The 25,950-nt window shown below is 74.4% G+C and carries 22 protein-coding genes; 7 read left to right on the top strand and 15 right to left on the bottom strand.

The genetic code is table 11. The features are described 5' to 3' along the window. Nucleotides 1-190 precede the first annotated feature (190 nt). Nucleotides 191-517: a hypothetical protein gene (locus ABZW10_RS03595; RefSeq protein WP_355359280.1), complete on the top strand. Its 327-nt coding sequence runs from the start codon at nucleotides 191-193 to the stop codon at nucleotides 515-517. Nucleotides 518-525: 8 nt separating this feature from the next. Here ABZW10_RS03595 and ABZW10_RS03590 read toward each other — a convergent pair whose 3' ends face one another. The 3 genes from ABZW10_RS03590 to ABZW10_RS03580 are packed head-to-tail and all read right to left on the bottom strand — an operon-like array spanning nucleotide 526 to nucleotide 2,947. Next, entirely contained in the window at nucleotides 526-1,197 is a 672-nt protein-coding gene (locus ABZW10_RS03590; RefSeq protein ID WP_355359277.1) for an HD domain-containing protein, read from the bottom strand. Next, entirely contained in the window at nucleotides 1,194-2,414 is a 1,221-nt protein-coding gene (locus tag ABZW10_RS03585; protein ID WP_355359274.1) for an MFS transporter, read from the bottom strand. The genes ABZW10_RS03590 and ABZW10_RS03585 overlap by 4 nt, the downstream gene beginning before the upstream one ends. Nucleotides 2,415-2,473: 59 nt before the next feature. Continuing rightward, nucleotides 2,474-2,947 (bottom strand): Rrf2 family transcriptional regulator, encoded by a 474-nt coding sequence (locus ABZW10_RS03580; protein ID WP_355359905.1) that lies wholly within the window; start codon nucleotides 2,945-2,947, stop codon nucleotides 2,474-2,476. 122 nt (nucleotides 2,948-3,069) lie between these two features. Between ABZW10_RS03580 and ABZW10_RS03575 the strand changes: the two genes are divergently transcribed. Further along, a complete protein-coding gene (locus ABZW10_RS03575) occupies nucleotides 3,070-3,912 on the top strand; it encodes a MerR family transcriptional regulator (RefSeq protein WP_355359271.1) in 843 nt (280 codons plus the stop codon). Nucleotides 3,913-3,996: 84 nt separating this feature from the next. Further along, nucleotides 3,997-6,105, top strand: coding sequence for a HEAT repeat domain-containing protein (locus ABZW10_RS03570; protein WP_355359268.1), 2,109 nt, complete (start codon nucleotides 3,997-3,999; stop codon nucleotides 6,103-6,105). 97 nt (nucleotides 6,106-6,202) lie between these two features. Here the strand turns inward: ABZW10_RS03570 and ABZW10_RS03565 are convergent, their stop codons facing one another. Beyond that, nucleotides 6,203-6,919: an NAD(P)H-binding protein gene (locus ABZW10_RS03565; protein ID WP_355359265.1), complete on the bottom strand. Its 717-nt coding sequence runs from the start codon at nucleotides 6,917-6,919 to the stop codon at nucleotides 6,203-6,205. A 93-nt stretch (nucleotides 6,920-7,012) separates the two neighbouring features. Between ABZW10_RS03565 and ABZW10_RS03560 the strand changes: the two genes are divergently transcribed. The 3 genes from ABZW10_RS03560 to ABZW10_RS03550 all read left to right on the top strand — a co-directional run bounded on the left by ABZW10_RS03560 (nucleotide 7,013) and on the right by ABZW10_RS03550 (nucleotide 9,399). After that, nucleotides 7,013-7,696: a TetR/AcrR family transcriptional regulator C-terminal domain-containing protein gene (locus ABZW10_RS03560; protein WP_355359262.1), complete on the top strand. Its 684-nt coding sequence runs from the start codon at nucleotides 7,013-7,015 to the stop codon at nucleotides 7,694-7,696. A gap of 462 nt (nucleotides 7,697-8,158) precedes the next feature. Next, nucleotides 8,159-8,470 carry a hypothetical protein gene (locus tag ABZW10_RS03555; protein WP_355359259.1) on the top strand — a complete coding sequence of 104 codons (312 nt, stop codon included), beginning with the start codon at nucleotides 8,159-8,161 and terminating at the stop codon, nucleotides 8,468-8,470. A gap of 11 nt (nucleotides 8,471-8,481) precedes the next feature. Beyond that, nucleotides 8,482-9,399 carry a hypothetical protein gene (locus tag ABZW10_RS03550; RefSeq protein ID WP_355359256.1) on the top strand — a complete coding sequence of 306 codons (918 nt, stop codon included), beginning with the start codon at nucleotides 8,482-8,484 and terminating at the stop codon, nucleotides 9,397-9,399. Between the two features lie 286 nt (nucleotides 9,400-9,685). On the opposite strand, the gene ABZW10_RS03545 is transcribed toward ABZW10_RS03550, so the two are convergent. The 6 genes from ABZW10_RS03545 to ABZW10_RS03520 form a co-directional block, all read right to left on the bottom strand. Next, nucleotides 9,686-10,537: a LysR substrate-binding domain-containing protein gene (locus ABZW10_RS03545; RefSeq protein ID WP_355359253.1), complete on the bottom strand. Its 852-nt coding sequence runs from the start codon at nucleotides 10,535-10,537 to the stop codon at nucleotides 9,686-9,688. A 14-nt stretch (nucleotides 10,538-10,551) separates the two neighbouring features. Further along, a complete protein-coding gene (locus tag ABZW10_RS03540) occupies nucleotides 10,552-11,091 on the bottom strand; it encodes a hypothetical protein (protein WP_355359250.1) in 540 nt (179 codons plus the stop codon). A gap of 114 nt (nucleotides 11,092-11,205) precedes the next feature. Further along, nucleotides 11,206-14,043 carry a bpX6 domain-containing protein gene (locus tag ABZW10_RS03535; RefSeq protein ID WP_355359247.1) on the bottom strand — a complete coding sequence of 946 codons (2,838 nt, stop codon included), beginning with the start codon at nucleotides 14,041-14,043 and terminating at the stop codon, nucleotides 11,206-11,208. Continuing rightward, the gene (locus ABZW10_RS03530) at nucleotides 14,040-15,701 is read right to left on the bottom strand and encodes a hypothetical protein (RefSeq protein ID WP_355359244.1); all 1,662 of its coding nucleotides are present in this window, start codon (nucleotides 15,699-15,701) and stop codon (nucleotides 14,040-14,042) included. Before ABZW10_RS03530 ends, ABZW10_RS03535 begins: the two co-directional genes overlap by 4 nt. Nucleotides 15,702-15,724: 23 nt before the next feature. Beyond that, nucleotides 15,725-16,159: a hypothetical protein gene (locus ABZW10_RS03525; RefSeq protein WP_355359241.1), complete on the bottom strand. Its 435-nt coding sequence runs from the start codon at nucleotides 16,157-16,159 to the stop codon at nucleotides 15,725-15,727. Then, nucleotides 16,156-17,322 carry an AAA family ATPase gene (locus ABZW10_RS03520; RefSeq protein WP_355359238.1) on the bottom strand — a complete coding sequence of 389 codons (1,167 nt, stop codon included), beginning with the start codon at nucleotides 17,320-17,322 and terminating at the stop codon, nucleotides 16,156-16,158. The genes ABZW10_RS03525 and ABZW10_RS03520 overlap by 4 nt, the downstream gene beginning before the upstream one ends. A 197-nt stretch (nucleotides 17,323-17,519) precedes the next feature. Between ABZW10_RS03520 and ABZW10_RS03515 the strand changes: the two genes are divergently transcribed. Further along, nucleotides 17,520-18,458 carry a CAP domain-containing protein gene (locus ABZW10_RS03515; protein WP_355359235.1) on the top strand — a complete coding sequence of 313 codons (939 nt, stop codon included), beginning with the start codon at nucleotides 17,520-17,522 and terminating at the stop codon, nucleotides 18,456-18,458. Nucleotides 18,459-18,490: 32 nt separating this feature from the next. On the opposite strand, the gene ABZW10_RS03510 is transcribed toward ABZW10_RS03515, so the two are convergent. The 5 genes from ABZW10_RS03510 to ABZW10_RS03490 all read right to left on the bottom strand — a co-directional run bounded on the left by ABZW10_RS03510 (nucleotide 18,491) and on the right by ABZW10_RS03490 (nucleotide 25,791). After that, complete coding sequence (locus tag ABZW10_RS03510) at nucleotides 18,491-19,009, bottom strand: DUF4240 domain-containing protein (protein WP_355359232.1); 519 nt, start codon at nucleotides 19,007-19,009, stop codon at nucleotides 18,491-18,493. Nucleotides 19,010-19,116: 107 nt separating this feature from the next. Further along, on the bottom strand, nucleotides 19,117-19,842 hold the full coding sequence (gene narI, locus ABZW10_RS03505; RefSeq protein ID WP_355359229.1) for a respiratory nitrate reductase subunit gamma: 726 nt from the start codon (nucleotides 19,840-19,842) through the stop codon (nucleotides 19,117-19,119). 14 nt (nucleotides 19,843-19,856) lie between these two features. After that, nucleotides 19,857-20,468, bottom strand: coding sequence for a nitrate reductase molybdenum cofactor assembly chaperone (gene narJ, locus ABZW10_RS03500; protein ID WP_355359226.1), 612 nt, complete (start codon nucleotides 20,466-20,468; stop codon nucleotides 19,857-19,859). Next, the gene (gene narH / locus ABZW10_RS03495; RefSeq protein ID WP_355359223.1) at nucleotides 20,465-22,096 is read right to left on the bottom strand and encodes a nitrate reductase subunit beta; all 1,632 of its coding nucleotides are present in this window, start codon (nucleotides 22,094-22,096) and stop codon (nucleotides 20,465-20,467) included. The genes narJ and narH overlap by 4 nt, the downstream gene beginning before the upstream one ends. Continuing rightward, nucleotides 22,096-25,791, bottom strand: a complete 3,696-nt coding sequence (locus ABZW10_RS03490; protein WP_355359220.1) for a nitrate reductase subunit alpha — start codon at nucleotides 25,789-25,791, stop codon at nucleotides 22,096-22,098. Before ABZW10_RS03490 ends, narH begins: the two co-directional genes overlap by 1 nt. Nucleotides 25,792-25,950 lie beyond the last annotated feature (159 nt).

The raw sequence follows: 25,950 nt of genomic DNA, 5'->3' as shown, positions 1-25,950 counted from the left end.
CGCTGCTCCCTTCCCTCCGACGCCATGACCGGCGGCGTTCACCCATGGGAGTGGCGGCGCCATGAATTCCCCAGATGCGGTGGACTACATACTACCGGCTGGCTATCTTTGATGCTGCGTCAGGGCCGCTCGCCGCCCGGGTTCTGCGACGGCGGCGTCGCGTCCGACTCCCCTCAGGTAGGAGACTTCCATGCCCGCTGCGCCCCCGCAAAACCCTCACTCGCCGTTCGATCGGGAACTGTGCGAACTGGTGCACGACACCGCCCCCAAGCTGTTCGCCGTCGTCCAGGTTCACCGGCCCGACGGCGAGGAGGCCGACGGGTGGGTGGTCGCCTGGGGGCTGGCCACGGAAGAGGGGCCGGCCCACGTCGTCAGCATCGACGGGCACACGCGCATGACGCTCGCCTCGCCCGAGCGGGCGCTGCGGCTGTTCACGACGCGACCGGACCTCACCAGCAGACTCGTGTGGCTCACGCAGCCCGGCGCCGCCGCCCTCGACCGGCTGGAAGCCGCCTGAAACCCGCCTCAGTTCGCGGTCGGCGGGGCGGGCCGGTAGCCCTCGTAGTCGTTCCACCCCGCCGACCGGGCGAGTTGCTCCCAGGCCGGCCAGCTCCCGCCGGTCGCCTGCCGGAGGAGTTCGCCCTGCATCGTGAACGGCGGTGCCTTCCGAGGCTTTTCGAGCGCCTGGCCGACGATGGCGTCGTGCAGCACCGCCGCCGTGTGCAGACGCGGCAGCGTCCGGTGGACGCGGTCCGCGTAGCCGGGCGGGAGCTTCTCCGGGCCGCCGCCCAGGTCGAAGCCCGCGCCGAGGGCGACGAGGGCGATCTCCGGGCGCTTGCGCTCCGCGATCTCGCGGTCCATGTGCAGCGCGATCGCGTCCCACACCACCTCCGTGCGGTCCGCCGCCACGCCCTCCCCCGCCAGGAAGCGGACGGCGAGGTCGGCTCCGTCCAGTTCGAACCGCTGGTCGCCGTTCCCCTCCGCGCTGAGCCCGCAGTCGTGCAGGACGCAGCCCAGGAAGAGGAGTTCGTCGTCGTAGTCGTGGTCCGGCCGCAGTCCGCGGCGCTCGCCGAGGAGGCGTCCGTAGAGGTAGGTCCGCACGCTGTGGTGGCACAGCGCGGGCGGGAGCAGGCTCCGCGCGAACGCCAGGGTGTGCCGCGCGAGATCCGTGCCGGGGAGCGCCAGTTCGTCGTTCACGAGGTGGTGGTCCGTTCTCCTGCCGTCAGCGACAGGTAGGCGAGCGCGAGGAGCGCCAGTCCGGCGGCGGCCACGTACATCGTGGTCGCCCCCGGGCCGGCGGTCAGGCCGCCGATCAGGGTACCGGTGCCGATGCCGGTGTAGATGGCGGAGGAGTTCAGCGCCACCACCAGCGGCGCCTCCCCCGGCGCGGCGGCGATCAGGCGGTGCTGCTGCGGGGGCGTCTGGCACCAACTGCCCGCTCCCCAGGCCACCATCAGCAGTCCGACCAGCGCCGGCGCGTGCGTGCCGCTCGCGGCCAGGGCGCCGAGGCCGGCGAGCCCTGCGGCCATCACGACGTAGCCGGCCCGCAGTACCCGCACGCCGCCCAGGCGGTCGGTGGCGAGCCCGGCGGCGAGGTTGCCGAGGATCGCGCCGACGCCGTAGAGGCCGAGCGCCCACGCCGTGTCGCGGGCCGTCAGGCCGACCGCCGCCAGCGCCGGCACGCTGTACGCGTAGACCGTGTACGCCGCCGCCATGCCGAGCACGGTCAGCGGCAGGATCGCCCGCACCGACGGGCGGCGCAGCACGGCGAGGCGTTCGCGCAGCGCAACGCGCGGGTTGCCCGGCAGGTACGGCAGCAGGGCGGCGACCGCCCCGGCCACCAGCAGGGCCAGCCCCGCCACCGCGCCGAGCGCCCAGCGCCATCCCGTCCACTGGCCGGCCAGGCCGCCCAGCGGCACGCCGAGCGCGGTCGCCACGGTGAGCCCGCCCACCACCACGGCCAGCGCCCGGGCCCGTCGTTGCGGGCGGACCAGGAAGGCCGCGACGGCGCCCGCGTTGGGCGTGAACGCCGCGGCGGCGGCCGCGGCGGCCACCCGGGAGGCGAGCAGCACGGCGAAGTCGGGCGCGAGGGCGGAGGCGAGGTTGGCCAGCGCGAGGCCGACGAGCGCGCCGACCAGCAGTCGGCGGCGGGGCAGCCGGGCGGCCAGGGTGGCGAGCAGCGGTGAGAGCAGCGCGTACGCGACCGCGAAGACGGTGACGGCCTGCCCGGCGGTGGCCGTCGGGACGCCGAGGTCGGCGGCGAGTTCGGGCAGGAAGCCCGCGACCACGAAGGCGTCGGTGCCGACCGCGAAGGTGCCGAGCGCCAGCGCCGGGACGGCGCCGAGCACGTCCCGCCCGGGCGCCTCGCCCGGCGTCGTGGCCTTCTTCGGTCCGCTTAACGAGACATTGAACATCCCGATTCCCCTCCACAGGAAGGCCCGGCCGCTCGGCCGGGCCGGTCGTCGATGTGCCGTCAGGACCCGAGGCGCTCGTGGTAGCGGCGGATCCGGTCCGGAGCGCCGGGCGGACTCACGGCGAGCAGGTCGGCGATCGTCTGCGCCGCCAGCTCCCGCCGCCAGGCGAGTTCGGCACGCCGCATCGCCCCGGCGACCCCGCACGGCTTCGCGAACTCCCCGCCCACCGCCTCCACGCCCGCACCGCGCTGCCGGATCTCGGTGCAGCGGAACGCCTCGGTCGCCCCTTCGACGGCCGCCACGACATCCATCAGCGTGATCCGCTCGGGCGCCCGCCCCAGCCGGTACCCCCCGCGCGCCCCCGCCACCGAGACGAGCACGCCGGCCTTGACCAGCGGCTGCAGCCGCTTCTTGAGATACACCGGCGGCAGCTCGAAGATCTCCGCCAACCGCCCGGCGGGAATCGGCGCCTGCTCATCGAGCCACGCCAGCGCCAGACAGCAGTGCAGACCCCACTCCACGCCTTCACCCATCAGCACAATCGGGATACTACATATCTCGATATCCCCCGTCACCCCGTGCCCGCCCGCTCCCGGGGCCGTTCCGGGACACCGGGCTTGACTCTCAGGTGGCACGAGACGGCACAGTCGACGCCGTGGACAGGAGAAACCTGCTGCCGATCGGGCAGTTCTCGCAGGCCAGCGGCCTCTCGGTCACCGCGCTCCGGTACTACGGCGCCAGTGGCGTGCTGGTGCCCGCGTTCGTCGACCCGGTGAGCGGCTACCGGTACTTCCGGCGTGACCAGGTACGGACGGCGCAGCTGATCAGGGCGTTGCGGCAACTGGACATCCCGGTCGAGGAGCTGAGCCGGCTGCTCGGTGAGGAGGAGAGGCTCGCCGCCGCCCTGCGGGAGCAGTTGCGGGCGGCCGAACGGCGGCTGGAGGTGCAGCGCTCCGTGGTCCACAGCCTGTTGAGCCGACTGACCGAAGGAGCAGAGATGACCCACCGTGTCACCGTCCGCCAGGGCGCCGCCGAACGGATCCTGGTCCGCGGGGCGACCCTGGACAACTCCGGGCTGGACGCCTTCCTGCGCGGCGCGTACCAGGAGATGTACGAGGTCGCCGGCCGCGGCCCGCTGACCTTCGCCGGGCCCGCCTTCGTCCGCTTCCACGGGGTGTGCGACGACGAGAACGCGACGCTCGTCGAGGCCTGCCTGCCGTTCCGGGAGGACGGCGCGCAGCCCGCGGACCTGCCCGAGGGCATGGCCGTGCGCGAGCTGCCCGCGAGCACCCTCGCCTGCACGGAGGTCGAGGGCGAGGCCGCCGCGTTCCCGCGGATCCTCGGGGCGTACGACGCCGTCGCCGGCTGGATCACCGAGCACGGCTTCGCCTTCGGGGGCCCGGCCCGGATGATCTACCGCCGCTGGACCGGCACGCCGGACCACCCGGACAACCGCCTGGAGATCGCCTGGCCGATCGCGGAGCCCGACGAGGGCTGAGTCCGCGGTCTCCACCAAGTCGGGCTCGGCGTCGGGGATCCGGCACCGGACGCGCTGTCAGTCCGGCCTGTGAGGATCCTGCCCATGGATCTCGCCACCGCCCTCGCCGGGCTCGACGACCACCCCTGGGCCCGTGTCACCGACGCCTACGGACCCGCCGACGGCCTTCCCGAGCTGCTGCGCACGCTCGCGGGCACCGACGACGAGGCGGCCGAGGGAGCGCTGTCCGAGCTGTACTCGTGCCTCCTGCACCAGGGCACCGTGTACCCGGCCAGTGCGGCCGCGGCGCCCTACCTGGCCCGGATCGCCGCCGCCGGGATCCGTCCGGTGGACGTTCTGCGCCTGCTGGGCGGGATGGCCGGGAGCGAGGACGAGTGCGGGATCGGGGAAGGCGTGGTGCGGGACGCGGTCGCCTCACAGCTGCCGCTCCTCCTACCGCTGCTGGCCGACCCCGACCCGGCCGTCCGGCCGGCCGCCGCCTGGGCCGTCGGCCACACCCGCCGCAGCGGGAGCGTGACGATGGCCCTCCGGGACCGCTGGACGGTCGAGACCGACCCGGGCGTGCGCGCCGAACTCCTCGTCGCCCTCGGCCGATCGGACCTCGCGGCGGCCTCCGCCGAGGCCGACGCGCTGCTCGGCGACGACACCCCCGCCCGGGTGCGGCTGGCCGCGCTCCTCGTCCACCTTGAGATCGAGGAACGGTGGACCACCGTCCACCACCGTGCCGTGCTCCGACTGCTACCCGCCGGGGAGCACGGCGTCGACCGGTACGGCCCCCACCGCCGCGCGCCCCTCGACACGATCGTCGACAACCTGCTGCAGCGTGACACCGACCGCGACCGCGAGGCGGCCCTCACCCTGCTGGAAGCCGCGCTGCGCGACCCGCGCCCCGGCGTCCGGGACGAAGCCCTGCGGGCGGCCGGCCACGCCTGCCGGCTCTCCCGCAGCGCCCCGGCGCGGCTGCTGCCGACCGTCACCGAACTCGCCGCCCACCCCGAGGCGCAGGACCTGCTCGGTCTGCTCGGCACCCTCGCCGCCGACGCCGCGCCCCTCCTCGCCGAGCTCGCCGCCGAGCCGGACGACGAAGCCGCCGACCGGGCCCTCGCCGCGCTGGTGCGCGTCGACCCCCGGCGGGCCGCCCCGCTGCTCGCCCGGCACCTCGACCGCCGCCCCCACAGCCTCGCCGCCGCGGGCCACCGCGCGGCGGCCGTGCCCTTCGACCCGGACCTGCTCGCCGCGGTCCGCTCCCACCTGGCCTCCGGGGGAATCGACGACAACCGGACGGCCGCCCTGGTCGGCCTGGTGCAACGGTGGGGCCCTCGTGCCGTCGCCGCCCTGCCCGAGCTGTCCGCGGTGCTCCCCCGCTTCCCCTACGCGGCGTCCGCCGTCGCCGCCGTCGCCATGGGTGCGCCGGCGACCGTCCGCGAGCACGCCGGAGCCGTCCTGGCAGCCGCCACTGGGCCGATCTCGGTGGCCCGCGCCCACTACGACGTCACGGGCGACCCGCGGGTGCTCCTTGCCGCCATCACCGAACGGCTCACCACGCCGAAGGCGCCCGCCGTACGGGAGACGACCGACGCACTGAACGCGGCCGCCGACCTCGGCCCGGCCGCCGCCGGCCTCCTCCCCGCCCTCGTGGCCCTCCAGGCGGCGGCCGACCAGGAGCGTCGGCCGGCCCGCCGCGCCCGGCAGGACAACGACGTCGCGACAGCGCGCGCCCTGTGGCAGATCGACGGCGACGCCGAACAGGCCGTCGACCTCCTCGCCGCCGTCCTCGACCGCACCGCCGGCGGCGAGCCGTGGCACCACCGGACCGTGGTCGGCGCGCTGCGCGCCGCCGCGTCCCTCGGCGTGGCCGGCCAGCCCCTGGTTCCCCGGCTGGAGAGGCTGCTCGACGACCCGCGGAAGGCCGCCGCCGCCGCGCTCGCCCTCCTCGACATCGAGCATCCCGACACCGTCGATCTCGGTCGGCTCGCCGACGCCGCGCTGCACGCCGTCGAGTCGGGCGCCGACACCGCGGGCGGCTGCGAGGCCCTCCGGGCCCTCGGCCCCGCCGCCCTGGACGGCGGCCGGCGGGGCGAGGTCGCGTACCTGGCCGAGAACGACCGCAGGATCGTCCGCCACGGCCTCGTGGACGATCTCATGGGCGAGGACGAGCGGCTGCGGGTCCTCCTGGCCGACCTCCTGGAGTGACGTCGACATCTGTGGTCGGGTCAGCGGCTTTCCGGGACGGTGACCGCGGTGACACGTCCGGACCGGCCGGAGGGACGACCGGAGCGCACGACGGCCCTCAGTCCTGGTCGCGGGTGGCGCCGGTGTGGGCGAGCGCGCTGGGGGTCAGGCGGCCGACGATCGCCGGGGCCTCCCGGACGAGGGCGTCCGTGGTCAGCGCCTCCACCATGAACAGCGCGAAGTCCACCCGGCGGGTCAGGTTGCTCGCCAGCACCGGGTCGCCCACGTGCCGGCTCCACACCGGCAGGCCCTGGCTCTCGCCCTCCTCCAGGTCGCTGCCGCGCACCACGGTCCACCGGGTGTCGCTGGCGAACACCCGCCGGCAGGCCTCCACCTGGTCGTCGATCTCGACCGCGCGGGCGAGCCTGCCCAGCACGGTGGCGATCCGCAGGCCCAGGGTGAACATCCGCGAGTAGCGGTCCTTGCCGTCGCGCGTGATGTGCCAGCCGCAGGAGAACACCAGGCGCGCGCCCGGCCGGGCGTGGTCGAGGACCGCCTGCGCGGTACCCGACGCGTACTGCCGCACACCCCAGGGCACCAGCACCGTCAGCACCCCGTCACACCCGGCGACCGCCCGGCGGATCACCTCCGGATCGTTCGTCGCCCCGGGCACGACGGTGATCCGCCCCTCGAACGCGGCCAGCTTCGGCACGGAGCGCTCCCGGCAGACGCCCACCACCTCGTAGCCGCGTTCCAGCGCGTGTCCGACCATGTACTGCCCGAGCTTCCCCGAAGCCCCGACGATGCAGACCTTCTCCATCCGATCCCCGCCCATGGCGCAGTCCCTTCGCCGACCTGGCGACCTTACGGTGTAAGGCACGTTAGCCTTACACCGTAAGGCAGTCAATGGACGTGGAGGAGGGGCCGGATGCCCGAGGGAGCCCAGGGCCGGCGCGGGAAGCCGGCCCGCGCACCGCTGAGTCGTGAGCGGGTGATCCGGGCGGCGGTGGAGGTGGCGGACGCGAAGGGGTCGGCCGCGCTCACCATGCGGGCCGTCGCCCAGCCGCTGGGAGTGGAGGCGATGTCGCTCTACCACCACGTGGCCGGCCGGGAGGACATCCTCGACGGCATGGTGGACGCGGTGTTCGGCGAGATCGAGCTCCCGCCGCACGGCACCGACTGGAAGAACGCCATGCGTGCCCGCGCGGCCTCCGCGCGGGCCGCCCTCCTGCGCCACCCGTGGGCGATCGGCCTCATGGACTCCCGCGCCCAGCCCGGCCCGGCGACCCTTCGCCACCACGACGCCGTCATCGGCGCGCTGCGCGCCGGCGGATTCTCCGTGCCCATGACCGCGCACGCGGTCTCACTGATCGACAGCTACCTCTACGGCTTCGTGCTCCAGGAGGTCAGCCTGCCGTTCAAGGGCGGGACGGAGTCGGCCGGGATCGCGGACGCCATCCTGAGCGGGATGCCCGCCGGCGCCTATCCCCACCTCGCCGAGCTGGCCACCCAACACGTCCTCAAGCCCGGCTACGACTACGCCGACGAGTTCACCTTCGGCCTCACCCTCGTCCTCGACGCCCTCCACCCGGACGAGAACCCGGACGGGTAGTCGGCGCCCAGGTGGTCGGCTAGGACTCCGCCCGATCTAGTGACTATCAACTGCCTTGCTTGTTGGTTCGGGCATGGGGTGGGGTGATCTGACAGATGCGGAGTGGGAGCGGCTGCGGTCGGCGAGATCGACTGGGAGGTCTCGGTGGACTCCACGATCGTGCGGGCCCTGAGCGCGGACGGCCGCTGCCACCCGCTGTCCCGCGTCGAGATCCAGCACGGCGACAGGTGGTCACCAGCGGGTCACTGCGACATGCGAACATAACACCGCGCCTTTAACCTTGTCGGTACCGGTGTCGTTCGCCTCGGATTCGGTCCGACGATGACGAACGACGGTAACCGAAATACAGCCCGGGAGCCGCGGAGCATTACGACAGCGATGGAGTCCGGCCCGCGGAAGCATCTGTCGACGTCACCGACGCTCGGCGCATATCACCTCGACGGGCAGAACGGAGGGTTCGACATGACCGAGGAAAAGGGAAACAGCTCAGCGCCCTACGGCGATGTGGTGGAGGTTCCGATCGGCACCTTTCGCCACTACATGAACTTCATCGTCAAGCACGACCTGTGGGACGACGCCACAAGCGCCCTCCAGGCGGCCGGTATCAACGGCGTCGTGCTCGGCGGTCAGCTTGTGAAAGTCATCCGAGAGTTCGTAGATGCTAAGGGCGCGGAACTCAACAATGACCCAACACACGCCGGCGCGCTGGTCGTGCCAGAATGCTCGATAGTCTGCCCGCAGCCGAAGACCCCCGCGAACCCCCCCAAGAAGTGAGGGCGTGAATCGTGTCGACCGGCGACAACCCACGTGACAAAGCCCTGGAGGCGGCTCGCGAGGCGAAGGAACGGTTCCGGCCCCAACTGCTCGGTCACCCCGACGTGCACGGTGTGGGCGTCGGGAAGCGAAGGCGAGCCGGTGAGAAGACCGACGAGTATGCCGTCGTCGTTCACGTGCACCGCAAGTTCGCGCTGAGCGAGATTCCGCAGGACCGGCGACTGCCCACTGAGTTGCGGTTCGAAGGCCGTCAGGGTGACGAGATCGTGGTCCGAGTCGACGTACAGGAACACCCCAAGCCCACGCCGGAGATCGGCCGTGTCAGGCCGGTCCCCGGCGGAGTGAGTGCCGGCTACTCGGGCACGCTCGGCGGTTGGGTGTGGGATGCGAAAACCAGCCAGGTGGTGGCGCTGTCCAATGCCCATGTCTTCGGAACGGATACCGGCGTGGCCATTTGTCAACCGTCGGTCGAGGACGGTGGGCGAAACGACATGGATTCCATCGCCACGGTCCTGAGGTTGGGTACCCTTGACGCAGCCGTCGCAACTCCGGTCGACCCGAGCATCGTGAGCAAATCGATAGTGAACGGGGGTCCCGCTGTCTTCGATGTCATGGAGGCGACGGTGGGTATGCACGTGCAGAAGACCGGCCGCGGGACCGGCCTCACCTTCGGCGTGGTGGACCTGATCGATTACGACTCCGACTATTTCGGTTCGCACTCTGATTTGTGGATAGATGGCGGCAGCGTTGACTTCTCGGCTGGTGGCGATTCGGGGTCGCTCTACCTTGAGTCACAAGGTGAAGCTGCCGGTCGGCGCCGGGTTATCGGCCTGCACTGGGGCGGCTCGCGCAACGACGGGGTGGGCCATCGCATCCAGAGTGTCTTCGCGGACCTCGGCTTGACCGTGCTTCCCACCGGTGATGAATAGCGGAAAGCACCTGTCCGACAGTCGGTGGCTGTCGGTTCGACGTCAGTGGGAGGAAGTACGGGGCTGAGCAGCGCACGGCAGGCGGATGTCGTCGGGTCGGTGTGCGGCGCGAGCGTGCCCCTGACCGCTGTCGATATCGATCAGGCCGTGAACCGCTGCGCAAACCGCTCGTGCAGCCCAGCCAACCCATCCGACCAGAAACAAGCATCGACCTCGGAAATGTCCCCACCCATGAACAGCCCAACGAGTGAACCCAACGGACGTCACGGTAAACACCGTTGCAGTACTAGCGACGGTACGCGGCTGTCGCGATCTCGACGAAGGAGCGGATCAGCGGGTTGGCGTCACCCTCGTTCCACACCGCCACCACCCGGCTCGGCGGCATGTCGGTCAGCGGCGCCACGGTCAACTGCGCGGCCACCTCGTGCCGGAGCGGGGCCAGGCCGATCGTGCCGTTCCAGAGCACGGCCTGCAAGCACTCCTGGACGGCGCGGACGACCGGGCCCTCGCGCGGGGTGCCGCCGTTCCAGTACGCCTGCCAGACCGGGTCGGTTCCCCGGGGGAACTGGAACCAGCGTCGCCCGCTCAACTCGGCCAGCCGCAGCCGGTCGCGGCGGGCCAGCGGGTCGTCGGCGCGCAGGACCACGCCGACCGGATCGGTGCGCAGCGTGCGCACCGTCAGGGCGGTCTCGTCGAACGGCGCCCGGGTCAGGGCGACGTCGACCAGTCCGGCGCGCAGGCCGCAGGTCGGGTCGGTGAGGTCGGTGTCGCGGACGCGGATGTCGACGCCGGGGTGGTGACGGCGGTAGGCGGCGGCGAGCCTGGCCACCGCCGGATCGGTGCCGTCGCCCAGGATGCCGACGGTGATGGTCGCGGCGCCGGTCGCCGTGCTCACACGGAAGCGGACGCGGTCGGCGTGGTCGAGCAGGGATCGCGCCTCGTCGAGCAGCACCGCGCCCGCCGGGGTGAGCATGACGCCACTGGGCGAGCGGACCAGGAGCAGGGCCCCGACGTCGGCCTCCAGCTGTTTGATCGCCCGGCTCAGCGGCGGCTGACTGATGTGCAGTCGGGTGGCGGCCCGGCCGAAGTGGAGTTCCTCGGCGACGGCCACGAAGTAGCGCAGGGTCCGTAGCTCCACGCTGCAACGATAGGTCAGTTGTCGTCGGTGACGGCCAGGGCTTCGGTGATCAGGCGGGTGGCGAACTCCTGGTCGTCGCCGACCATGCGGTTGATCTGCTCCGCCAGCAGGACGGCGGTGGCCTCCAGGGGGTTCATCTCGGCGCGGGTCCAGTCGCCGTACTGGGCGCGCCACAGGTTGGGGCTCAGGCCGGTGCCCGAGGCGATGAGGAGCCCGGCCATGGTGGGGATGACCTCGGGACGGAAGGTGTTGGGCATCATCCGCATCGTGGTCACCAGGGTGGGCACCACGTGCTCGATGACGTCCTTGTCGTGGCGCTCGCAGACCGTCCGCAGCCAGTCCATGTACATGTAGATGAGCGTGCAGACCCCGTCCAGCAGCGCGTCCGCGTCCTCCGGGCCCATCGAGGCGACGAACTCGTCGGCCAGTCGCTGCTGTTCGGGGTCGGTGCCGCTCTTGCCGTCGTAGATGGCCTTCAGCCGCGAGTCCATCACCATGACGGCGGTGCTCACATCGCCGGCGCGGGCGTAGGCGGGGTCACAGGGAGACGACACGGGAATCCTCCTCAACCGGCCGCACTGGGTAGCGGCGCATGTTCGTAGGGTAGTCCTCCCCGAGGGTGGGAATCCGCCGAATCCTTCTGCTCGCCGACCGGGGGTGGCGGCCCGTCAGCCGGTGGTCACCCGGAGGTTGGCGAGGAGGGCGGTGCCGTCGGCGGAGGTGGCGAGGACGCGTCCGGAGCGGTGCCAGTAGGTGACGGTGCCGGCGTGACGGCGCACGCCGATCCGGGGATCGGAGGCGTCGGGGACGAGCAGGGTGAGCGCGGGGGCGGCGGACGGGCCGGTGCCGGCGTGGACGCGCAGGTCCGACCCGTCCGGGACGGCCAGCGCCCAGTGCTCGCCGTCGGCGGCGGGGCCGGTCAACGCCCGGCCTTCGACACCCAGTTCGACGGCGGGGAGGTCGGAGGTCCAGCGCAGCAGGGTGCGCTCCGACTCCGCCGCGGAGGCGGTGAGCAGGCTGCCGCCGGCCAGGGCGACCGGGTCGAGCGGCGCGTCGGTGAGGGCCGTGCCGGCGAGGGTGTCGTCCACCCGCAGACGGCCGCGCAGCTCCCACCCGGGCAGGTCCCAGCGCCACACCTCGGTGAGCGGGGAACCGTCGGGCAGCGGCGAGCGGACGACGGCCGCGCAGCCGTCCGGGGTGCGGGCAATACCGCCCAGCAGTCGCTGCTCGCCGCCGAGTTCGCGCCACACCGCGGTCGGACGCGGGGTCAGGGTGTCGAGCACGACGAGGGCGCCCTCGTCCTCGGCGAGCAGGTGCCGGCCGTCGAAGGACGGCGCCACCCGGCGGGCCCGCAGGGTGGTCCAGGGCCGGACGGCGCGGGTGGCGAGGTCGAGGCGGGCGAAGGCGCTCGACTCCGGGCCGTGGTCGGCGACCAGCAGCGCACTGCCGCCGTGATCGGCGAGGACGAGCCGGTCGGCGGGGGTGTCCCAGCGGGCGCGGGTGCGGCCGTCGGGGGCGAGCAGCCGGACGCCCGCTTGGCCGCAGGCGACCAGCAGGGAGCCGGAGGCGAGCAGGGCGGCGTCCAGGACCGGAAGCGTGCCCGGACGGTCGGCGGCGGTGTACACCGGGGCGGCCGTGCGGAGGCGGGGCAGCGGCCGGGGGCGGGCCAGATCGGCGGCGGCCAGCGGGTCGGCGCGGCGCAGCAGCCGGTCGAACAGCGCCTTCTCGGCCGCGCCGCCCGGGCCGCTGCCGTCGGCACCGCCGAAGCCGCCGTCGCGGACGGCGGCCCGGGCGGCGGCGGTGGCGAGTTCACGGTCCGTGGCCGGGTCGGCGGCGGGCAGGTCGGCGAGCGCGGTCGCCAGGGCGGAGCGGCCGGTGGTGTGCGGGTCGCCGTCGCCGTCGAGGACGGCGACGGCCAGCGCGCGGGTGGCGTCACCGGCGTCCAGGGCCAGCAGGTACGGCAGGGCCCGGCCGCGGACGGGGCCGCCGAGGGCGACGGCGTCCCGCAGGTCGGCGGCGATCGACGGGCGCAGCGCCACGTCCGGCCAGGCCGCCTCCACGGCGCCGAGCCGGTCGCCGGCCGCGCGGCAGTGCTCGGCCCAGGCCGCGCGCAGGGCGCGGGCGGCCTGCGGGTCGACGGCGGCCAGGCGGTCGACGGCCGCGGCGAACGCGCCCCGGCGGTGGGCGGTGCGGACGGCGCGCTCGTGCTCGCCGGCCTGCCACCAGAGCCGGACCACCAGGTCGGCGGGCAGCTCGCGGCCCTCGGCGAGTTCGGCGGCCCGGGCGTGGCGGTCGTGCCGCTCCAGCAGGGCGACGGCCTCGGCGGGCGCGTCCAGCAGGTCGGCGAGGACGAAGGCGGCCTCGTCGATCCGCCCCTGCTGCTCCAGGCGCTCGGCGGCGGCCCGGTAGAGCGCGGTGAGGTGGGCGTGGGCGGTGGGGCCGTGGAAGGGGCTCGTCACCGTCCGGCGGCCGGTCGCCGGGGTGGGGCGCAGCGGGCCGGTGAAGCGCTTGGGCAGGGTGAGGGTGAGCCAGCCGCGGGCGGTGGCTGCGGTCCGCGGCCCGGCGGCGAGCGGGAAGGCGTCGCGCAGGGCGTCGTCCCAGCGGTGCTGCTCGAAGGCGCGGGTCAGCTCGCGCAGGTAGCGGGCGTGGCGGCCGTGGAGCAGGGAGGCGGCGGGGGTGCGCAGGGTGAGGCGGGCCAGCAGGTCGCCGAGCCAGGGGTGGCCGGTGCGGCGCGGCGCGGCCGACCCGCCGGTGGGGGTTTCGGCGGTGCCGCCGCTCCCCTCCCGGGTAGCCCTTTGACCGGAGAGCAGTCCGTAGACGGCGCCCGAGACGGCTGCCACGACCACCACACGGCCCAGGTGGAGGCCGCCGTCCGCGAGGAGTCCGACGCCGTAGAGCACCACGAGTACCAGCGGCAGCACCACCGTCAGGGCGAGGATGACCTTCGCGGTGCGGGGGTCCACGGCGAGCTGCGGGCCGCGCTGCCGCCGCGAGCGCGCGCCGGTGGCGGGCGGCTCCTCGGCGGTCAGCCGGCGGGCCCGGTCGGACGTCGGCGGGATGCCGGCCGACGTCCGCAGGTCCGGACGGGGCAACGGCGGCAGGGACTCCTCGACGTGCTCGGCGCGGGGGGCGGGTGCGACGCCGAGCGGGCGCGGTCGGTGCAGGGTGAGTCCGCTCAGCAGGAGCCAGTCGGCGGGGTCCACCGTCGGCAGCCCGTCGATGGAATGACGGACCGTCAGACCGGCCTGCAGCAGTACGAGACGGCCGGGTCCGGCGCCCTCCGATGAAGCCCCCGGGGCGGCCAGCGCACCGCTTCCGGTGCGCTCCAACGGCAGGCCCGGGGCCCGGTCGGCGCGCATCCGGACCGGCTCGGGCAGCGTCAACAGCCAGCGTCCGTCGGGAAGTTCGCGCAGCCGCGCACCGTCGCACCAGAGTGCCAGGACGCGGTCGGCGGCCTCGGCCGGGCCGATCAGCGGCACGTCGAAGACGAAGCCCGCGGCGTTCACTCGTCGCTCCCGAACAGGTGGTGGACCCGGCCGGTGGTGGCGTCGCCGACGACGATCCGCCCGGACGAGGTCTCGGCCGCGATCAGCGGCAGGGTGGGGTGCACGGCGGGCGGGACGGTGCCGCCGGAGAACCGGCTCAGGGTGCGGACGCCGTCGGCGCGGACCGCCCGGATCAGGCGGCCGCCGGCCGACCAGGTGATCAGCGCGGGCTCGCGGCCATCGTGCACCAGGCCGAGCACCTCGGCGTTCTCCCGGAAGGAGAGCCGCCGCTCGTCGCCGAGCCTGGTCCACACCGTCCAGTGCTTGCCGTCCTCCGACCAGGCGGCCGTCGCGCCCGCGTGCACCAGGTGCCGCGCGCGTTCGGCTTCCGGTCGCAGGGCGCGTTCGACCAGGCGCGGCTCGCGGAACCGGTCGAAGCCGCGCTCGCGTTCCGTCCCTCGGCCGACCGGCCCGTCGTCGGTGACCGTGCCATCGGGGGCGATCCGGCGCCAGCGCCCGGCGACCGGGAGGAGCAGATCGTCCCCGGCGCGCAGCAGCGGCAGCACGGGGCGCCCCGCGAGGCGTGCCACCAAGCCCTCGTCCAGGCCGAGTCCGGCCGGGTCGACGGAGAGTTCCGCGGGGCCGGCGAGCGGTCGGCCGCTGACGTAGCGGCGCACCCGGCCCTGGGCGAGGTGCAGGGCGATCAGTCGGCGGCCGTGCCGTCCGGCGGCGATCACCTGGCCGTTCACGCGGTGCGCCTTGGGTCCTACGACGCCGCCGTGCCGCCGCTCGATGTCGCGCACATCCACGGCGAGCAGCGTTCCGGCGTCCCGGCCGCGGGCGAGCAGGAACGGCGCCTCGGTGGTGAAGGCGGGCAGCCCCCGCCCGAGCGGAGCCGCCGCGGGCGACGGGGTGGCGGGCTTCGGGGCGGCGCGCCGGAACTCCGCGCCGCGCAGCGTCCGGACGGCGATGTCGGCGGCGGGCAGCGGCAGTTCGAACTCCGCGCGGTCGAGGCGGACGGTGACGTGGGTGGCGCCCGCCGAGCCCCAGCGGGTCGGCTCGCTCGCGAGGACCCTGGGCAGGCCGGGGAGCCGGTCGGCGAGCCGGGGCGAGGTGAGCACCCAGGCCCGGTCGGCGGCGTCCAGCGTGGCGGCGGCGAACTGCACGTCGTCGGGCGTCGGTTCGGCGGTGCGGCGGGCCGCCAGCCAGGCGGGCAGGAGGTCGGCGGGTTCGCCGCCGAACCAGTGCACGGGCTCGTCGCCGAGCACGCCCACCAGCAGCTCGCCGCCCCGGGCGGTGGCCCGGCGGTGCAGCACCAGCAGCGCGGCCAGCTGGACGAGGCGCCCGGCGCCGGCCTGCGACGGGCCGGCGTCCACCATCGCGACCGTCCGGCCGCGCGGCGCGGCGGAATGGAACTCGGGTGCGAGATAGAGGAGTTCGCGGTCGACGAAGCGGCGCAGGAACTCCTCGGGGCACTCCTCCGCGAGCAGCCACTCGGTGGGCAGCAGCTGGTCGGGGCGCCCGGAGCGGCCGAGCCCGCCCACGCCGTCGGGCTCGCCCGGCCCATCGGCCACCGGCTCGCGCGCACCGACGAGCGCGTCGAGGCGGCGCAGCAACGGGCCGAGGGCGGTGGCCAGTTCAGGGGTGAGCGCGGACAGCGCCCCGGCCCAGGGAGCCAAGCCGACCGGAAGCCGGGCGGCGCTCACCGCTCGGCCCGCCGGACGTAGGGCGTGAGCGCCTGCGGGTCGCCGACCGGGGCGGGCCGGGCGGCGACGAGGGCGTGGCCGGGGACGAGCACGCAGAGGTCGCCGGGTTCGGCGCCCAGCGCGGTGCGCCACAGGGCGGGCGCGGGCCGGGGGCGGGCGGTGGTGGGGACGAGCAGCTCGCCGTCGTGGCCGAGGTAGCGGGCGCCGTCCGCCCACGGGAGGTCGGCCTCCGCCCCGAGGACGAGCAGCGTGGTGTCGTCGGCGAGGACGCCGAGCCGGGCGCCGTCGGTGAGCCGCTCCCGGGTGGCGGTGGCCAGGGCGGGGACGGCGGCGCCGACGGCGAGCACGGCGGCGGCGGGCAGCGGCGGCTCGCGGCGCTCCCAGCGCAGGGCCACGGCGGGCGGCGCGAGCGGAACGGGGGCGGCCGTCACGAGGGCGCGACCGCCGCGACGAGCTCGGCCCGTATGCCGGCGAGCGCGGCGGGCAGGTCGGCCGGGGCGAATCCGGCGTCGATCTCGCGCAGCGCGGCCTCCAGGCGGAGCCGGGAGTCGCGCCCCTCGGGGAGGTCGCGGTGCTCGGCGAGCAGGGCGGCGCCGGTGCGGGCGAGGCGTTCGGCGCGCGCGGCGGTGCTGCGGGAGAGCTCCTCGGCGGCGTGCGCGAGGGATTCGTTGGCGGCCTTCCCGATGAGGTCGGCGAGGGTGTCGCGGGCCAGCCCCTGGGTGTCGGCGGTGGGGGCGATCAGCGGCAGGACCCACAGGTCACGGGCGCCGGCGACGTCCCGTCCGTCCAGGACGGCGGCGGCCGCGACCAGCCGCTGCGAGCGGACGGCCCGCCGGTCGCCGACGGGCACGCCGGCGGCGCGCAGTCGGCGCAGCGCGGTGGCGAGCAGCGGGGTGACGGCGTCGAGGTCGCAGGCGCGGGCGGCGGCGGTGAGCCGGTCGAGCGCGCCGAGCACGTCCGCGCCGGCGGCCGGAGCGGGCGCGGCGGGCCGTCGTCCGGCTTCCAGCAGCTCCTCGAGACGGGCGTCGGCGACCGGCTCGACGAAGACCCGGGCGAGGAAGCGGTCGGCGAAGGCGGCGAGCGCCGGGTCCTCCGGAAGGTGGTTGGCCGCGCCGACGCAGACCCGCAGCGGACTGGCGAGGACGGTGCCGCCGCGCCGGAAGACCCGCTCGTTGAGCAGGCCGAGCAGGGTGTTGAGGACGGCGGTGGAGCCGAGGAAGACCTCGTCGAGGAAGGCGATCTCGGCCTCGGGCAGCATGCCCGCCGTCTCGAACTCGACCCGGCCCTCGCGCAGGCCGCGCAGGTCGACGGGGCCGAACAGCTCGTTGGGTTCGGTGAACCGGCCGAGCAGGTACTCGAAGTAGCGGCCGCCGAGCTGCCCGGCCACCCGGCGCACGGCCTGCGACTTCGCGGTGCCGGGCGGGCCGACGACCAGCAGGTGTTCCCCGGCGACGGCGCAGAGCGCGACCACTTCGGCGACCGTCTCGCGGTCGACGGTGCCGCGCCCGGCGGCGGCGACGGCGGCGCCGATCAGTTCGGCGTCCGGTCGGAGCGCGGCGGAGCGGGCGTCGGGCGGGGTGCTGATGTGGGTCACGAGCACCGGAGTCTACGGGCCCCGGATCTGCCGTCACCAGCGGGTTTCCGTCGGCCCGGGCCGCGTCCCGAGCCCCCGGGGGCTTCGCCCGCCCGCGGCGTCTACGGATCGCTGACCGGTTGTAGACGCGCCGCTGGTGTCCTGCTCGGGCCCGTGGCCCCGACCGGACGCGGGCCATCGAACCGAAGGGGAACCCCGTGTCAGACACCTCCATCCGGGCCACCGGCGTCGGCGCCCGACGGGCGAGGCTGGCTCTCGCCGCGTGCACGCTGTCCGTGAGCGGCCTGGCCGTGCTCGCCGCACCCGCGGGCGCCGCGACCACGGCCGCCGCACCGGCGAGCGTCACGACGACGGCCGTGGTCGAGCAGACGATCACGATCCAGGACCACCAGAACCACCACGCGCTGGCCACCGCGGACGGGGAGGGCTCGCGGATCGTCGCGCGCGGCTACCGGGACGGCTCGACCCAGTTCTGGATCTCCAACAAGCCGAACGGCCGGGTCGACTTCGTCCGCTCCGTCAACGGCACCGAGCGCGTGATCGAGATGGACCTCAACGACGGCCGGACGACGCAGTTCATCCACTGGTGGGCGGGCGACAACCAGCAGTGGACCCTGGAGGACGCCGCCGAGGGCGGAACGTATCTGCACAACGCCCGGGGCGACCGTTGCCTGACCTACCACGGCCAGGACCGCGAGGTCACCGTCGAGACCTGCGACGGCAGCATGTCCCAGCGGTTCGACCTGGTGCCGTCCGGCACCACCACCCCGCCGCCGTCCTCCCCGGCCGAGCAGCGCTTCCTCCAGCGCCTCAACGAGCTGCGCGCCCGGTACGGCAAGGCGCCGGTGCGGCTCAACCCGACGCTCTCCCAGGCCGCCCAGTGCAACGCCGCCCAGATGGACCAGCGCCACGTCTCCGGCCACTTCTGCGACTCGGGCGCCATCGCCCGCGGTCTCGGGTACAACGCGCGGGCCTGGGGCGAAATAGCCTTCTACGGCCCCACCAGCATCGATGCCGCCTTCGACGGCTGGGTCGCGTCCTCCCTGCACCTCGCGATCATGGTCGGCGACTACAGCGAGGTCGGTCTCTCCCAGGTCGGCGCGGCCTCCTGGAACGCCGACTTCGGCACCCGCTGAGGCGCGTCCCCCCGACGGGCCGGCCGGACCTCCTACGCCCGGAGGTTCGGCCAGCCCTCGCGGTTCGAGCAGGACTCGTAGTCGAAGCGGGTGAGGTGGTCCCACTCCTCCCCCGTCGCGGTCTCGTAGGCCTCCTCGGGGGCGTGGAGCAGGGGCTCGCCGCTGCGGAAGGAGTGGCGGGCGAACAGCGCCGGGTCCGCGAGGACGCGCTCGTAGGCGGCGCGGCCGGCGGCGACCACGGCGGCGCGGCCGTAGAGGAAGCTGTCGTCGCTCAGCGGCAGGGGCCGGTCGCTCGGGTCGTCCGGGTCCGCGGCGAGCTGGGTTCCGTACTCCTCGCGGTCGAGCCGGTACAGGGCCTCGGCGAGGCGCTCGCCGAAGCCGGTGATCCCGTCCACCGGTCCGGCGGCGAGCGCCTCGGTGAGTCGTTCGCAGCCGGCGTCGAAGGTGGCGCAGACGGCGACGGCGGGCTCACCGCCGATCAGGTCGATCAGCTGCCAGAAGCGTTCCCAGGACAGCTCGGCGGGTGCCCCGTCGATGGCGATGGTGCTCACGGTCGTTCCGTTCCGTTGCGAAGGTGCGTCGGAACGGATCCTGGCACGCCACCGACAATCGGCCCCGGTCAGACCCGCCCGCAGCGTCACCATGAACATCATCACTGTCAGTCGTCGATCCGCTCCCAGCCGCGCCGCACCGGGCTGCCGGCCGGCTGCCGGGGGTCGCGGCCGCGGTAGACGATGTACGGGCGGAACAGGTACTGCACGGGGGCGCTGAACATGTGCACCAGGCGGGTGAACGGCAGCAGCGCGAAGAGCACCAGGCCGACCACCGCGTGCACCTTGAACGCGAGCGGCACGTCCGCCATCCGGCCCACGTCCGGGCTCAGGGTGAACAGGCTCCGGGCCCAGGGGGCGATGGTGGAGCGGTAGTCGTAGCCGGAGTCGAGCGAGGAGTGCATCAGCTTGGCGACCAGGCCGAGCGTGATCGCCGCGAGCAGCACGACGTACATCAGCTTGTCGTTGCGGGTGGTGGCGCGCAGCACGGCGGGGTTGCGGCGCCTGCGGTAGAGCAGCACGAGGATGCCGCCGACCGCCAAGAGGCCCGCCGCGCCGCCGGCGAGCAGCGACAGCAGGTGGTACGCGTGCTCGTCCAGGCCGACCGCGTCCGTCCAGGAGGCGGGCACGAACAGGCCCATCAGATGGCCGACCAGGACGAAGAGGATGCCGTAGTGGAACACCGGGGAGGCGATGTTCAGCAGGCGGGACTCGTAGATCTCGGAGGAGCGGGTGGTCCAGCCGAACTTGTCGTAGCGATGGCGCCAGACGAGGCCGGAGACCAACAGCGCGACCGCGATGTACGGCAGCGCGCCCCAGAGGAAGGTGTCCATCGGCGGATCTCCGGTCATCGGGTGGGCAGGACGGGCAGCAGGCCGAGGTGCCCGTACGGCGGGGTGTCCAGGCCGACCTGTTCGCGCGGCGGCCCGCCCCGGGCGAGCGCCAGCGCGGCGGCCCGGTCCCGGGGGGACGGTCCGGGCAGGGTGGCGCAGACGGCGGTGAGCACATCGGCGTACGGCGTGCCGTGCTCGGTGAGGGCGAGCCGCAGCAGTTCCAGCGCGGGCCGGTGCCCGCGCAGCAGCGTCTCGTCGCCGGTGGCGGCGGTGAACTCCAGGACGGCGGGCAGGAAGTCGGGCAGGTCCTCGCCGGCGAACTCCAGGCCGTGCGCCCGGTAGGCGGCCTTGAAGCGCAGCAGGGCCTCGCCGCGCCGGCGGGTGTCGCCGTCGGTCCACCAGCTGAGGTGCAGGCTGTGCCGCTGGGTGAAGTCGAAGACCTCGACGTAGTGGCGGGCCAGTTCGCCGGCGGGGCGGTCGGCGGCCCAGCCGAGGAAGGCGCGCAGCGGCGCGGCGGCGGCGTGGCGGACCGACCGGAGCGCGCCGGCCGGCGGGAGCGGGGTGTCCGGGTAGCAGAGGCACTCGGCGGCGGCCCGCCGGAGGAGCGCGCGCGGGTCGGCCGTCACCGCGGGGGCTCCTCGCGCGCGGCGGCGGTGTCCTCGGGCGGCTCCGGGTGGTCGGCGCTCTGGCGCCGGCGCAGCCCGTGGAAGCTCTCGACGGTGACCAGCGGCAGCGAGCGCCGTCCGGATCCGGCGCCGAACGGTCCGTCGGCGCCGCCGGGTGCGCCGTCGGTGTGGTCGAGGCCGCAGCCGGCGGGCAGTGCGGACTCCTCCAGCCGTTCGGCGTCGGCGCGGGCGGCGGTCGGGATGACGTAGCGGTCGTCGTACTTGGCGACGGCGAGCAGCCGGAAGAGGTCCTCGACGGAGGTGGCGTCGAGTCCGACGGCCTCGGCGGCGGCGTGGTCGGGCGCGCGGCCGAGGTTGACGGCGCGCATGTGGGCGCGCATCGCGGCGAGCCGGTCGAGGGCGGCGCGCACCGGTCCGGGGTCGCCGGCGGTGAAGAGTCCGGCGAGGTACTCGACGGGGATGCGCAGGGCGTCGATCGCGCCGAAGAGGTTCCCGGCGTCCTCGCCGTCGTGGCCGGCGGCGGCGACCTCCTCGACGACCGGGGAGAGCGGCGGGATGTACCAGACCATCGGCAGCGTGCGGTACTCCGGGTGGAGTGGCAGGGCGACCCGGTAGGTGCTGACCAGCGCGCGCACGGGCGAGCGGCGGGCGGCCTCGATCCAGTCGTGCGCGACGCCGTCCCGTTCGGCGGCGCGCCGCACCTCGGGGTCCTCCGGGTCCAGGAAGACGCCCAGCTGGGCTTCGTAGAGGTCGTGTTCGTCCTCGACGGAGGCGGCGGCGGTGACCAGGTCGGCGTCGTAGAGCAGCACCCCGAGGTAGCGCAGCCGCCCGACGCAGGTCTCGGAGCAGACGGTGGGCAGGCCGACCTCGGTGCGCGGGTAGCAGAAGGTGCACTTCTCGGCCTTGCCGGTGCGGTGGTTGAAGTAGATCTTCTTGTACGGGCAGCCGGTGACGCACTGGCGCCAGCCCCGGCAGCCGTCCTGGTCGACGAGGACGATGCCGTCCTCGACCCGTTTGTAGATCGCGCCCGAGGGGCAGGCGGCGGCGCAGGCCGGGTTGAGGCAGTGCTCGCAGATCCGCGGCAGGTAGAACATGAAGCTCTGCTCGTACTGGAAGCGGATCCGCTCGCCGACCTCCCGGCGCATCCGCTCGACGTTGGGGTCGGCGCCCGCGTGCTCGGGGGCGCCGCCGAGGTCGTCGTCCCAGTTGGGCGACCACTCGACGGCCATCGGGCGGCCGGTGATCAGCGAGTGCGGGCGGGCGACGGGGTAGTCCTCGCCGAGCGGGGCGTCGGTGAGCGCGCGGTAGTCGTACGTCCAGGGCTCGTAGTAGTCCTGGAGGGTGGGCATCACGGGGTTGGCGAAGATCGAGGCGAGCTTGCGGAGCCGTCCGCCCTGGCGCAGCTTGAGCCGTCCGCGCCGGTCGAGCCGCCAGCCGCCGCGCCACGTCTCCTGGTCCTCGTAGCGGCGCGGGTAGCCGAGGCCGGGGCGGGTCTCGACGTTGTTGAACCAGACGTACTCGGTGCCGCGGCGGTTGGTCCAGGTCTGCTTGCAGGTGACCGAACAGGTGTGGCAGCCGATGCACTTGTCGAGGTTCATCACCATGGCGAGCTGGGCCATCACCCTCATCAGTACTCCACCTCCTGGGAGCGGCGCCGGATCACGGTGACCTCGTCACGCTGGTTGCCGGTCGGGCCGAGGTAGTTGAACGCCCAGGAGAGCTGGGCGTAGCCGCCGATCAGATGGGTGGGTTTGAGCAGCACCCGGGTCAGCGAGTTGTGGATGCCGCCGCGCCGGCCGCCGGTCTCGGCGCGGGGCACGTTGACGGTGCGCTCCTGCGCGTGGTGCATGTAGACGGTGCCGGGCGGCATGCGGTGCGAGACGACGGCGCGGGCGACGACGACGCCGTTGCGGTTGACGGCCTCGATCCAGTCGTTGTCGGCGACGCCGATGGCGGCGGCGTCCTCGACCGACATCCAGATCACCTGTCCGCCGCGGGAGAGCGCGAGCATGAACAGGTTGTCCTGGTACTCCGAGTGGATCGACCACTTGTTGTGCGGGGTGAGGTAACGGACCGTCACTTCCCGTTGCCCGTCCGGGCCGAGGGCGGGCTCGCCGAACAGCCGGCGGATGTCCAGCGGCGGCCGGTAGACCGGCAGGGCCTCGCCGAGTTCGTGCATCCAGTCGTGGTCGACGAAGAAGTGCTGGCGTCCGCTGAGCGTGTGCCAGGGTTTGAGGTGCTCGGTGTTGAGGGTGAACGGGCTGTAGCGGCGGCCGCCGGCTTCGCTGCCGGACCACTCGGGCGAGGTGATGACGGGGGCGGGGGCGGCCTGGGTGTCGGCGTAGGAGATCCGGCGGCCCTCCTGCTCGGCCGCCAGGTGCGCCAGCTCCCTTCCGGTGCGCCGCTCCAGGGTGCGGAAGCCCTGGGTGGCGAGCCGGCCGTTGGTGGTGCCGGAGAGCGCGAGCACCGTGTCACAGGCCTTGACGGCGGTGTCCAGGGCCGGGCGGCCGTCGGCCGGGCCGCCGCGGACCACGCCGTTGCGGGCCTTGAGCTGCTCGACCTCCTCCCCCGGGTGCAGCACCACGCCCTTGGCGGGCAGGCCGAGTTGCTCGACGAGCGGGCCGAGCGAGGCCATCTTCGCCGCCACCGCGGTGTAGTCGCGTTCGACGACGGCGAGGTTCGGCAGGGTGACGCCGGGGACGGGCTCGCAGGCGCCGTCCCGCCAGTCCAGGTCGGTGCCGCCGGGCTGGGCGGTCTCCCCGGGGGTGTCGTGCTGCAGCGCGGTGGCGACCAGGTCGTGGCGCGTCCCCAGGTGCTCGCGGGCGAGTTCGCCGAACCGCGCGGCGATGGCGTGGAAGGCATCGAAGTCGGTGCGGGCCTGCCAGGGCGGGTCGACGGCGGGGGCGAAGGAGTGCACGTAGGGGTGCATGTCGGTGGAGGACAGGTCGTGCTTCTCGTACCAGGTGGCGGCGGGCAGCACGACGTCGGAGAGCAGGGTGGAGGAGGTCATCCGGAAGTCCAGTGAGAGCAACAGGTCGAGCTTGCCCTCGGGGGCCTCGGCGCGCCGGCGGACGTCGCGCGGGCGCAGTTCCTCGCCGGCCTCCCGGGCGCGCAGCGAGGAGTGGGTGCCCAGCAGGTGCTTGGTGAAGTACTCGGCACCCTTGGCGGAGGAGCCGAGCAGGTTGGCCCGCCACAGGGTGAGCACCCGGGGCCAGTTGGCCGGGTCGTCCGGGTCCTCGCAGGCGAACTTCAGCCGCCCGGCGCGCAGTTCGGCGACGACGTGCTCCCCGGCGTCGCGGCCGGCGGCGCGGGCCTCGTCGGCGAGGTCGAGCGGGTTGCGGTCGAAGGTCGGGTAGGAGGGCATCCAGCCGAGGCGGGCGGAGCGGGCCAGCAGGTCGACGGTGGCCAGGCCCCGGAAGCGGCCGGTGCCGAGCGGGGAGGCGAGCACGTCGGCGGGGTAGGTGTCGTAGCGCCACTGGTCGGTGTGCAGGAAGAACCAGCCGGTGCCGATGGCCTGCCGGGGCGGGCGGGACCAGTCGGTGGCACCGGCCAGGGTCGCCCAGCCGGTGAGCGGCCGGCACTTCTCCTGGCCGACGTAGTGCGCCCAGCCGCCGCCGTTGCGGCCCTGGCAGCCGGTCAGGGCGAGCAGCGCCAGGAAGGTGCGGTAGATGGTCTCGGAGTGGAACCAGTGGTTGGTGCCGGCGCCCATCAGGATCATGCAGCGGCCCCGGGACTCCTCGGCGGTGCGCGCGAACTCCCGTGCCACCCGGACGGCCTGGGCGGCGGGCACCGAGGTGTGCCGCTCCTGCCAGGCGGGGGTGCCGGGGGTGTCCGGGTCCTGGTAGGAGGCGGGCCAGCGGCCGGGCAGCCCCGGGCGGCCGACGCCGTACTGGGCGAGCAGCAGGTCGTAGACGGTGGTGACCAGCGTGCCGCCGTCCAGGCGCAGCGCGGGCACGCCCCGGCGCACGGTGTCGCCGCGGCCCTGGCCGTGCTCGCCGCCGTCGGTGTCGAAGCGCGGCAGCAGCACCTCGGCGGGGGTGGTGCCGTCCTGCCCGTGCAGGGTCAGGCGCGGGCGCAGGCCCTCCAGGTCGAGGTTCCAGCGGCCCTCGCCGGAGGCGGTCCAGCGGAAGCCCAGCGAGCCGTTGGGCACGGCGGGGCGCCCGGTCGCCTCGTCCAGGACGGCGAGCTTCCAGGCCGCGCCCTCGCCGGTGTCGCCGAGGTCGCTCGCGCGCAGGAACTTGGCGGGGGTGAAGGCGCCGTCCCGTTCGGTCAGGGTGACCAGGAACGGCAGGTCGGTGAAGCGGCGGACGTAGTCGTCGAAGAACGGCGTGGTGCGGTCGACGAAGAACTCCCGCAGGATGACGTGGCCCAGGGCGAGGGCGAGGGCGCCGTCGGTGCCCGGGTGGGGGTGCAGCCACTCGTCGGCGAACTTGGTGTTGTCCGCGTAGTCCGGGGAGACCGCCACCACCTTCTGGCCCCGGTAGCGGGCCTCGGCCATCCAGTGCGCGTCCGGGGTGCGGGTGACGGGCACGTTGGAGCCCCACATCACCAGGTAGGCGGCGTCCCACCAGTCCCCCGACTCGGGCACGTCGGTCTGGTCGCCGAACACCTGCGGGGAGGCCACCGGCAGGTCGGCGTACCAGTCGTAGAAGGAGAGCATGGTGGCGCCGATGAGCGAGTGGTAGCGGGCGCCGGCCGCGTGCGAGACGATCGACATCGCCGGGATCGGCGAGAAGCCGGCGATCCGGTCCGGGCCGTGGCGCTTCACCGTGTGCACCTGCGCGGCGGCGACGATCTCCACCGCCTCGTCCCAACTCGCCCGCACCAGGCCGCCCTTGCCGCGGGCCCGCTGGTAGGCGCGGCGGCGCTCGGGGTCGTCCTGGATGTCCGCCCAGGCCGCCACCGAGTCCCCCAGCCGGGCCCGCGCCTCCCGGTACTGCTCCAGCAGCACGCCGCGCACGTACGGGTAGCGCACCCGGGTGGGCGAGTAGGTGTACCAGGAGAAGGCGGCGCCGCGCGGGCAGCCGCGCGGCTCGTACTCAGGGCGGTCGGGGCCGACGGACGGGTAGTCGGTGGCCTGGGTCTCCCAGGTGATGACGCCGTCCTTGACGAAGACCTTCCAGCGGCAGGAGCCGGTGCAGTTGACGCCGTGGGTGGAGTACACGACCTTGTCGTGGCTCCAGCGGTCCCGGTAGAAGGCGTCGGCGGCGCGGCCGCCGGTGAGGCGGACGCTGTGCAGGTCGGGCGCGGGCGTCCCGGGGCGGAAGAACCGGCCCGCCTTGAGGAACGCGGCTCCCGGCTCGCTCGTCGGCTCCTCCCGCACGTGGCACCCTCCGTCTCCGGGCCGGACCGTGTGCCCATCGAAACCGCGCGGGCGCGCCGCCGCACCCGGGAGGCGTCCCCCCGGGTGACCGGGCCCCGGGCCGCGCCCTGGTCCGGCGCCGCCCGGTGGCCGGGCCGGCGTCCGGGCGCTGCCATGGAG

It is taken from the genome of Kitasatospora sp. NPDC004723 (assembly GCF_040609255.1).
Lineage (GTDB): Bacteria > Actinomycetota > Actinomycetes > Streptomycetales > Streptomycetaceae > Kitasatospora.
Note: the sequence above shows the minus strand (reverse complement) of the source record. Positions and strands in the feature narration are given on the sequence as shown.

Excerpts from the sequence above, each read along its gene's own strand:
- ABZW10_RS03595 (WP_355359280.1), top strand. The coding sequence starts at position 191 with ATGCCCGCTGCGCCCCCGCAAAACCCTCACTCGCCGTTCGATCGGGAA.
- ABZW10_RS03585 (WP_355359274.1), bottom strand. The coding sequence starts at position 2,414 with ATGTTCAATGTCTCGTTAAGCGGACCGAAGAAGGCCACGACGCCGGGC.
- ABZW10_RS03580 (WP_355359905.1), bottom strand. The coding sequence starts at position 2,947 with ATGGGTGAAGGCGTGGAGTGGGGTCTGCACTGCTGTCTGGCGCTGGCG.
- ABZW10_RS03570 (WP_355359268.1), top strand. The coding sequence starts at position 3,997 with ATGGATCTCGCCACCGCCCTCGCCGGGCTCGACGACCACCCCTGGGCC.
- ABZW10_RS03565 (WP_355359265.1), bottom strand. The coding sequence starts at position 6,919 with ATGGGCGGGGATCGGATGGAGAAGGTCTGCATCGTCGGGGCTTCGGGG.
- ABZW10_RS03560 (WP_355359262.1), top strand. The coding sequence starts at position 7,013 with ATGCCCGAGGGAGCCCAGGGCCGGCGCGGGAAGCCGGCCCGCGCACCG.
- ABZW10_RS03555 (WP_355359259.1), top strand. The coding sequence starts at position 8,159 with ATGACCGAGGAAAAGGGAAACAGCTCAGCGCCCTACGGCGATGTGGTG.
- narI (WP_355359229.1), bottom strand. The coding sequence starts at position 19,842 with ATGGACACCTTCCTCTGGGGCGCGCTGCCGTACATCGCGGTCGCGCTG.
- narH (WP_355359223.1), bottom strand. The coding sequence starts at position 22,096 with ATGAGGGTGATGGCCCAGCTCGCCATGGTGATGAACCTCGACAAGTGC.